11 protein-coding genes are annotated in these 9,059 nt (G+C 32.1%); all 11 read right to left on the reverse strand.

Annotation, left to right across the window (positions count from 1 at the left end):
* Positions 1–46: 46 nt before the first annotated feature.
* Entirely contained in the window at positions 47–328 is a 282-nt protein-coding gene (locus ACTHW2_RS07475; RefSeq protein ID WP_442263323.1) for a hypothetical protein, read from the reverse strand.
* The gene (locus ACTHW2_RS07480) at positions 325–1,269 is read right to left on the reverse strand and encodes an ABC transporter ATP-binding protein (protein ID WP_442263324.1); all 945 of its coding nucleotides are present in this window, start codon (positions 1,267–1,269) and stop codon (positions 325–327) included. The genes ACTHW2_RS07475 and ACTHW2_RS07480 overlap by 4 nt, the downstream gene beginning before the upstream one ends.
* A 4-nt stretch (positions 1,270–1,273) precedes the next feature.
* Positions 1,274–1,867: a TetR/AcrR family transcriptional regulator gene (locus ACTHW2_RS07485; protein WP_442263325.1), complete on the reverse strand. Its 594-nt coding sequence runs from the start codon at positions 1,865–1,867 to the stop codon at positions 1,274–1,276.
* Between the two features lie 901 nt (positions 1,868–2,768).
* Positions 2,769–3,383: a response regulator gene (locus ACTHW2_RS07490; protein ID WP_442263326.1), complete on the reverse strand. Its 615-nt coding sequence runs from the start codon at positions 3,381–3,383 to the stop codon at positions 2,769–2,771.
* The gene (locus tag ACTHW2_RS07495; RefSeq protein WP_442263327.1) at positions 3,380–4,546 is read right to left on the reverse strand and encodes a sensor histidine kinase; all 1,167 of its coding nucleotides are present in this window, start codon (positions 4,544–4,546) and stop codon (positions 3,380–3,382) included. The genes ACTHW2_RS07490 and ACTHW2_RS07495 overlap by 4 nt, the downstream gene beginning before the upstream one ends.
* 9 nt (positions 4,547–4,555) lie before the next feature.
* Positions 4,556–5,242 (reverse strand): ABC transporter permease, encoded by a 687-nt coding sequence (locus tag ACTHW2_RS07500; RefSeq protein ID WP_442263328.1) that lies wholly within the window; start codon positions 5,240–5,242, stop codon positions 4,556–4,558.
* Positions 5,239–5,970: an ABC transporter permease gene (locus ACTHW2_RS07505; protein WP_442263329.1), complete on the reverse strand. Its 732-nt coding sequence runs from the start codon at positions 5,968–5,970 to the stop codon at positions 5,239–5,241. Before ACTHW2_RS07505 ends, ACTHW2_RS07500 begins: the two co-directional genes overlap by 4 nt.
* Position 5,971: 1 nt before the next feature.
* Positions 5,972–6,916, reverse strand: a complete 945-nt coding sequence (locus tag ACTHW2_RS07510; RefSeq protein ID WP_442263330.1) for an ABC transporter ATP-binding protein — start codon at positions 6,914–6,916, stop codon at positions 5,972–5,974.
* Between the two features lie 627 nt (positions 6,917–7,543).
* Positions 7,544–7,687 (reverse strand): PDDEXK nuclease domain-containing protein, encoded by a 144-nt coding sequence (locus ACTHW2_RS07515; RefSeq protein WP_442263333.1) that lies wholly within the window; start codon positions 7,685–7,687, stop codon positions 7,544–7,546.
* Entirely contained in the window at positions 7,656–8,486 is an 831-nt protein-coding gene (locus ACTHW2_RS07520) for a FecCD family ABC transporter permease (protein ID WP_442263331.1), read from the reverse strand. Before ACTHW2_RS07520 ends, ACTHW2_RS07515 begins: the two co-directional genes overlap by 32 nt.
* Positions 8,479–9,059 (reverse strand): class I SAM-dependent methyltransferase (locus tag ACTHW2_RS07525; RefSeq protein WP_442263332.1); only part of this gene is annotated, 581 nt, incomplete at its 5' end. The genes ACTHW2_RS07525 and ACTHW2_RS07520, both read right to left, overlap by 8 nt.

Here is a 9,059-nt window from a genome sequence, read left to right on the forward strand (position 1 = left end):
TAAATAATTAATTAATTTAAAATTAATGCGTCAACTATATTGACATCTACCGAATCCAACTTGTTACAAATCCGAATACTGCTATTCCGCCAATAGCAATTGCTTGTGTAAGCAGACTAAGATAAGAAGTCCAGTCCGCTGTTCCCATAATATGTGCCTTTGCTGAAATAAAACCTAACTGTTGTGCTAAGCTAGGATTTTTTAGAACAAACATAAAAAATCCTCCAACAAATGGTACCAATGTAAGTGCAAGCATTGTTATTAAAGGTACTTTAGATTTAAACAACTTTTTTAGTTCTATTGAAACACAAGTTATTATTTTATTCACTTTGGATCTCCCCCAATTTTTTTAATAGTTCTTAAGAAATACATTTCTAAATCTTCCTTTTCAACTTTTAATAGTGTTGGAGGATGACCTGCATTTACAAGCAAGGTAGCAATGTTTTCAGGTCTCCTTACAGCATCTTCATTTTGTATTTGCAAAGGAAAAGATTCCTCAGTCAAACTTCTATCTTGAAGATATGTTTTATATCCAGCTTTAGAAAGGATTGATTTCATTGCAATTCTATTTTTTCCGTCTAATATCAATGATTTCTTTAACTGGCTTTCAAGTTTTTCTTCATTTATCTCCTTTATTAGTTTTCCATCATGTATTATTCCTATATTAGTAGCAATCTTTGAAATCTCATCCAATTTATGACTAGATATAAGTACTGTTACGCCAGAGTTTTTTGCCAAATCCGTAAGCAGCTGACGGACTTCAACAATACCAGCAGGATCTAATCCATTTGTAGGCTCATCAAGTAATAAGATTTTAGGTTTATGAATTATTGCTTTAGCTATGCCAAGTCGTTGTGAATTCCCTAAAGAGAGATGTTTGCATTTCTTTGATGCATAGTCTTCTAACTTTAGCTTCTTAATAATCCAATTTACACTACTTTTATCTTTTATCCCTCTTAACCTACTAACAATTTCTAAATTTTCTCTTACTGTCAACTCAGGATATGAATGGGGTGTTTCCACAATATACCCTACATTACTCCAAGTCTCTATATTGCCTGCACTTACCTTTTCACCTTGAAGATAACACTGACCTGATGTTGGTTTTATCATTCCTAGCAACATTCTTATAGTAGTAGTTTTACCTGCACCATTTAGACCTAAAAATCCAAATATTTCTCCCTGCTTAACAGATAAATTCACATTGTCAACAGCATGGGTTTCCCCATAAGTCTTTGTTAAGTTTGTAGTTCTAATAATTTCGGCCATTATTTTAATCCTCCTTAATTATCTGCTGAGCAAGACCTTTTATTAATAATTTTAATACTTCATCAAAATGCTTTTCTCCAACTTCTTCAATGTGTATCATTGTCATGAAAATTGCTCTTAATGAAGCTGAGATAATGTCTATATCTATACCATCTTTAATTTTAATATAAGAAAAAACATTCTTTGTTAATATGTCATCTAATGAATGGTGCTCAATAATAAGTTCTTTAGGTAATTTCCTGATAAGAAATTCAAATTCTTGATTTTGAATTATGCTCATGATAAAAGATTGCCTAACATCTTGATATAATTGATAAATCAATTCTGTAAATTTATCTATTCCTATATTTTCCTCTACTCTTAACTTATTAGATAATTTATCAATAATAGATTTTTGATATTCCTCTAATACCTTGAAAAATAAAATTTCTTTCCCTGGATAAAAATTATAGAAAGACCCTTTTGATATACCTGCCATTTGTACAATTTGATCAACTGTAGTCTTCCTTACACCATAGTTTAAAAGACACTCTTGTGCTACATCATTTAGTTTTTTTCTTATTTGTTCTCTTTCCCTATCACTAAATGGAGTTGCCATAATCCACCTCCTTATCCTATGACTATATTTGGTTTTATAGTCATAGCTTAGCATTATAATAAAAATTTGTCAATATATTTAATACGGACTATCAAATTATCAATATATTAACTTGTTTCTATAATCATATAAATTATTAACTTACAAAATAAAAAAGAGCTTCTAGTCAGTAGGCTTCTACCAATAAACCAGTGGGCTTCAATCAGTGTTTGTCAAGCAAGCGAGTTACATTTATATTTTAATTTCTATTCCATATTTTGAATGAAATATTATATTAACAGCGTTTATAACTATTTTCTTTATACTATAAGTCCATAATGATGTATAAAAGTCTTTAAATAGTCTGTTAGTTTTTAAATTTACATATAGTGTGGATTTATTTTTTACATGCTTTATAATAATATCGCAAAACTTCTTAACTACTTCTTCTCCTGCTGATCATTATAGAATTAGCAAACTCCTTATCTTCAACATTCATTTTGGGTAATCCAATATGAGTTTCTGATGAGTCAGATTTCCATGTAAAAATTAACTAGGATTATATTTTAGTACTAATATTCATCTATAATATATAATTAACCTACCATAATATCAATCAAATTTAACCACTTACTCTTCAAATATCTCTAATTGTCCAATGTCATCTGTCAAATGCCCTATTTAAAAGGGTCAAAAATCGGTGTTTTTCCACCAATTTTTGACCCGATTTTCATCCTCAAACCACTACATGTTGTGGTCGAACCTTATTCTTTCTCTTCCAAACCACAATACGTCATCAGAATTGCTGCCTCAACGTGCTTTGAGAGTACAATAATGATGTCATATGAACCTAGTTATTCCTTGGTGGAAGGGTGTCTTGCAGATATCATCTGACTAGATATATATTTTAATTACAATATATTTATTTATGAGTATTCCTTTTCCAATAATCTATAGCAAGTTGAGTCCGATCTCTTACTTGTAGTTTTTCCAATATAATTGATAAACTATTACGTACCGTCCCCTCTGTAATAAAAAGCTGCTGTGCAATCTCACGATTTGATAGACCTTGGGCTACCAATTCTAAAACGTCCTTTTCTCGAGGGGTTAATTGTTCATACTCAGTCTTTTGATTTTGAGTCAATTGTTCTAATACCTCTGAATCCAGCACTGTAGTGCCAGATAATAAAGCACGTATTTGTTGAGCCATATTTTGGATTTTAATCGATTTTATCAAATAGCCTTCTGCTCCTGCTAAAATTGCAAGACGAATATTTTGTTCATCTTTAAACGTAGTTATCATCATCACCTTAATTTGTGGCCAATTTTCCTTAATCTTTCTAGTGGCAACTATTCCGTCCATTATGGGCATTTGTATATCCATGAGAACCACATCTGGAAGTATCCTTTCACAAGTTTCTATAGCCTCTTCACCATTATATGCTGTAGCTAGTACTTCTATATCATCTTCCCTTGAAAGGAGAACCTGTAGGCTTTTACATACTAAAGGATCATCATCTACAATTATAATTTTCATTTTGTGATTTCCTCCCTATCCATTGGTAGAACACAGATTAGACTAAAACCTTTATCTGTAGAATCAGTAGATATATTCCCACCTACCGCCTGAGCACGTTGCCTAAGGTTTCTTATTCCAATTCCTACTCCATCACCTCTACTACCTATTCCATCATCTATTATACTTAATCTTGCAATATGAGGATTTATGTCCAAATCAACTTCTACTTTGCTAGCCTGAGCATAGCGTGATACATTAGTTAAAGCCTCCTTTAAACAAGGCTCAAGAATGCTCCATAAGTGTACAGGCACAGTTGATGAATCCCCAAAAATACTAAAGTCTACTTTTAAATTACTATATCCATAACATATATCCTTCAATCTATTAATCCCCATTACCTCTAAAGGTTTCATATTATGAACCGTTTCTCTTAATTGAGTAGCACTATTATTTAGTCGTTCTTTTGACTGTTGGAACATATCAATTGCTAAAGGATCTCCTTCTTTCCACAATTGTTCAAATGCTTGTAATGCTAAAAGAGCAGCCGTTAGTTCATGTCCTACATTATCGTGTAATTCCTGAGCAATTCGATTACGCTCACTTAACTCTGCCATGCGTGCAACTTGAGAATTGGCAATAAGTATCTCACCTTTAAGCTCTTCCAATTCATATCTACCGTGTCTTTGCTTATCTAGGTCTTGCCTATATATTCTTGTATCAATCGACCAACCATTAAGAATTTTCCCTATAAAGCTAGCCAGTATGAAAGTAATGATTAAAGGAAAGGAAAATATATTAAATATAATGATATAGATGAGACTAGGCAAAGACATCCATGCTTTTCCTATAATCATAGCTTCAAGGAAAGGCATAGCAAGGCCAAATGATGCCTCTTCCCAAAGAGGGATAGCTATCATACAGGCTACTTGATCTATAAGTATCACCCAATTGGGAATAATAAGCCTCCAACGAATTAATGACATTATCATCAAAAACAACAGAAGGACTATTCCTACCTCACTACCATCTCCTCTTATCCAAAGATTTAAAAGTAGGAATAATCCTATTGTGCGTGCTAGTATTATACTATTTTTCGGAGTCCACATTTCAAGTTTACGTTGCATATTTGCACCTCTTAATGTTTCATATAAAGCAATTATAACATTTACAACTTTAATCAACAATCCAAATCAAATAATATCTCTTCTACTTCCAAATATTAAAAATCCAATGGTAAACATAAACATCATAACTAGAGGTAGAGCAATATCACCTAGAGAACCACCGTAAGCAATTCGTACAATCCCTTCAGCGTACCAGTAGGTTGGTAATAACATTGCAAGACGCTGAATAAACACTGGCATAATCTGTATTGGCCAGAAAACTCCACCTAACATACTAATCAATGCTATTACACCCGTTAATAAAGCTAATGCTGCCTCTTTATTACGAATTATAGCGTAAAGTGCTAAAGAAAAACCAATAGCTGTTACAGAAAAAAATGTGTAGACTATAAATAACAATATTGGAGAGACTAAATTTTCACCATGATATAATACCCCTATTAATACCACGAGGCCGTTCACTCCTGTGAGTAATACCGAATAGGCTAATAGATTCTGCCATAGATACTGAAAATGGGTAATAGGTGCAACACTGATTCTTAAAGTAGTCTTTCTAGAACGATCATCCAATATAATCCCTGTAAGCCTTGTAGCTATAAACAATAGCAATACTCCATAATATTGAAAACCCATAGGTATGGGAGGCCATTCTAAATCCGGTAAGAAAACTAACACTATAGGTAAAACTAATAGAAATATAATATTTGATGGTTGGCGAAAATATCGCTTGAAAATAAATTTAAATATAGTCATGCAAATTTTCTCCTTCCAATATATATTGCTATGGCTGACATAATCACTGCTTCTACTAATAATATCCCAATATATAATAATGCATCTCCCATATTTCCCAATATCACCGCATATGTTGCTCCTCCTCCTAAAGAAAATGGATTCACATATGAAGTTATAAAGTTCAAAATTCCAATATCGGGTATAGTAAACCAAACTCCTCCTAAGGTTATGGATATTAATCCAAAGGCTGTACCTGCTCTTTCAGCTGTTTTATAGTTTTTTATTCCCAGTGCACAGTTTAAATACACCAACTGGGATAAAATCGAAAGAGCAAGTAATGTAATCATTACAATTCCTATATTTCCCCAGTTAACATCATAGACATAGTGAGTAAATAGAACCATTACCAACCCTTGTAGCATATTAAACAAACTCGTTGATATAATAATTGAAAATGCATGTTCATGGGGTGAATAAGGCAATGAATATAGTCTCCATTTCGTTGATTCAATTAAATCACTTCTTATAAATTCCAAAGTATAAGACCCACCAAAGAACTGAAATGCAAATACTTGAGTTATGGAAATCATATCCATAAAAGGTATATTAGTATGACTATCAACAGCATCTCCTGCTACTAAACCTAGTATAGTTATCAAAGCTAAAGGAAGTAATATCAATATCACATGTGCAAGATAACCTCTAAGCATCCTTCTAATCATAAAATAACTGGATCTTAAAATCATCTTATTTCTCCTCCCCATCTCTTAATTTCTTTCCAGTAAGGGTAAGAAATACATCCTCTAGATTTGGTTTTTCAGTATTAACTGAACGTACTCCCCCATAGTCCTTTGCAATATATAAAGCACGATCCAAGACACCAGAACCTACACTTGATATAATTACTATTTGTTTATCTTCTTTAATCACCTTTTTTACGCCGTCAAGCTTATTTAACTTTTCAATGAGCATATCATTTGGCTCAACTACTTCTAATTTTATCTTTTCTTCATGCTGAATTTTTTCTACCAATTCATCAACTGTTCCTTGGGCAATAACATGTCCTTGATCCATTATAACTACTCGCGATGCTATTGATTGAACCTCTTCTATATAATGAGTGGTATAGATTATAGTGGTCCCTTGTCTGTTAAGCTCTCTTACGGTATCAATTATATGATTCCGTGATTGGGGATCAATTCCCACTGTAGGCTCATCTAAAATTAAAAGACTCGGTCTGTGAACAAGTGCACAAGCTATATTAAGTCTTCTTTGCATACCACCTGAAAACTTTGTAGGAAGCTTTTTACTATATTCTGTTAGACCCACTATCTCCAATGCCTCATCAACACGTTGCTTTAGTTTTTCACCTTTTAGACCATAAATTCCACCGAAGAATTCAAGGTTTTCCCTAGCTGTCAAATCCCAGAGTATAGCAATTTCTTGAGTAACCAATCCAATTTGTCTTTTAATTTCAAGCATATTATCCCTGTAGGATTTGTCAAATACTCTAATCTCCCCAGAATCAATATTGATTATCCCACATAGTGAATGTATTAATGTTGTTTTACCAGCTCCATTTGGTCCTAAAAGTCCTAGAATTTCACCTTTTGATATATAAAGATCAACACAATCTAATGCTAAATGTTTTCCATATCTTTTCACTATATTATTCATATCAACTATTGTCATATTATACCTCCATCTTTATTAGTATTTACTATAATATTATAATAACAAAGAAATTTTTTTATAATAGTTACAAATGTAATGAATTTAGGTTTTCTTTCAAATCTAACTAGATTTAATAATATAAAAAATTTATCATGGGTATTTTTTGACGCAGTTTCTTTTTATATCCATTATTATTATTGAGATAACATCTAATTCTGTTCTGAAAACGACTTCCACTGATTTTCTGGCTCGGTTTCATCGGAAGCCCTTGTTGATTCATAATAGTAGGGCTGGGAGAATGGCAAAAAGTATTGATGTACCCTTGTGCATTTCGTCTCCACCAATTCAAAAATGATAGTAGCAAGGGACTCGAACCCTCGTGTTTTTAGCCCTTTTGCTTCTATCATTATTAATTGTTATAGAAATAGATCGACACCTGTAATGCCATAAATAAAGAGGTCGAAATTTACACTTTTCGACCCCAATTTTTGCTCATTTTTCACTCCAAAACCACTATATGTTGTGGTCAAGTCTTATTATTTTCACTGTCTACTTGACAGGTGCATGTTCATAGTTGATCCATTTGAAGGCTTTTTTCATTGCATTTTTTATTTATTCCAGTCTTTTCTCTATCTCTAATATTTCCTATTCCTTAGCAAGTTCTCGTCTTAATTCTTCTTCAGTTGGCATATATAATTTATATTCAGATGCATATATTTGATTGTTACCCTCAGGTAAGGTGTACTTAACAACGGAATCACTTTTGTCTGCACATAGTACAATACCAATTGGAAGGTGGAATAAGCATTCCTATCCATACAATTATTCCCGATACCATTACTGCACCAGAAGTTATTAATGTAGATGCCATTATTACTAAAACCCTATTTCTCTTTGGATTTACTCCAAGGCTTTTTGCCTCTTCATCTCCTAGAGATAGAATATTTATTCTCCATCTTAAAATAAACAGTATTACTATTCCACTTATTATTGGAACACTTGCTAAAAATACTTTATCCATACTAGAACCAGTAAAACTACCCATTAGCCAATATGTTATTGATGGAAGAGTTGATTCTGTATCTGCAATTAGTTTTATAAAAGAAGTTAAGGCATTAAAAAAAGAACCTACTATAACTCCTGATAACACTAGAGATAGTACAGAATCTTCTACTTTTATCTTTGCAATTAAATAACTTATGGCAACACTTAATATTCCCATTGAAAAGGATATTATAAGTAGTAGTTTAGATGAACCTGGAAATAACAGTAATGCTAGTGCCGCTCCAAATCCAGCTCCACTACTAACTCCTAGTATATCTGGACTTACTAAATTATTTTTAAATATACCTTGAAAAGAAGTTCCCGCTACTGAAAGTCCAAAACCAACCAGTATATTTAATAATACTCTTGGAATTCTAATATCCCAGATTACAGCATTATTAAAGGATTCATCTGAAACATTATGAATTTTATTTAAAAATGCTTCAATTACTTCCCTAGGTTCAATACTATATCTTCCTAAAAATAGAGATGCAAAAGAAACTAGGATTAAAATAATAATTCCTAGTGCTATTTTTTTATTCATTTATATTGCCCTTTTTAAATATAGTCATTGGATGATTTTCAATTTCTACTTCTACAAGTGAATATTTATTTAAACTTTCCATTACTAAGCTTTGTGGTTTTAAAATGTCTAATCCATTTAAATTACCTGAAAGCCATCCTAGTATGAAGTTCTTAGGCTTAGTAAATTCATCATTCATTTGATGGGTGCTCACATATAAATATCCATCATCTTCTAAGGAATTATAAATTTTATCACTCATATTATCTATGTCTTTTACAAAGTCTAAAACTCCTGACGTTATGATTAAATCGTATTTTTCTGTAGGTATATAAGTATTAAAATCTCCTACTTCAACTTCTACTCTGTCTTCTACCTTATTTTCTGCTATAACATCTTTTGTAAAGTTAATAACTTGCGCCTGGTCTATTAATGTACATTTTGCATTTGGGAAATTCTTTGCGATTTCAACCGAAATAACTCCAGAACCACAACCTAAATCAAGTACTTTTATTGACTTACTTTCGTCAAATAATGACTTCATAAGCTTTACAAATCCCTGTACTCTACCTAAGTACATTGAATTTCTAGCTC

Source organism: Tissierella sp. (assembly GCF_052089545.1).
GTDB lineage: Bacteria > Bacillota > Clostridia > Tissierellales > Tissierellaceae > Tissierella_A.

What these genes read in the sequence shown, in the direction of transcription:
- ACTHW2_RS07480 (WP_442263324.1), bottom strand. Translation starts at nt 1,269, where the DNA reads ATGGCCGAAATTATTAGAACTACAAACTTAACAAAGACTTATGGGGAA.
- ACTHW2_RS07485 (WP_442263325.1), bottom strand. Translation starts at nt 1,867, where the DNA reads ATGGCAACTCCATTTAGTGATAGGGAAAGAGAACAAATAAGAAAAAAA.
- ACTHW2_RS07490 (WP_442263326.1), bottom strand. Translation starts at nt 3,383, where the DNA reads ATGAAAATTATAATTGTAGATGATGATCCTTTAGTATGTAAAAGCCTA.
- ACTHW2_RS07500 (WP_442263328.1), bottom strand. Translation starts at nt 5,242, where the DNA reads ATGACTATATTTAAATTTATTTTCAAGCGATATTTTCGCCAACCATCA.
- ACTHW2_RS07505 (WP_442263329.1), bottom strand. Translation starts at nt 5,970, where the DNA reads ATGATTTTAAGATCCAGTTATTTTATGATTAGAAGGATGCTTAGAGGT.
- ACTHW2_RS07510 (WP_442263330.1), bottom strand. Translation starts at nt 6,916, where the DNA reads ATGACAATAGTTGATATGAATAATATAGTGAAAAGATATGGAAAACAT.
- ACTHW2_RS07520 (WP_442263331.1), bottom strand. Translation starts at nt 8,486, where the DNA reads ATGAATAAAAAAATAGCACTAGGAATTATTATTTTAATCCTAGTTTCT.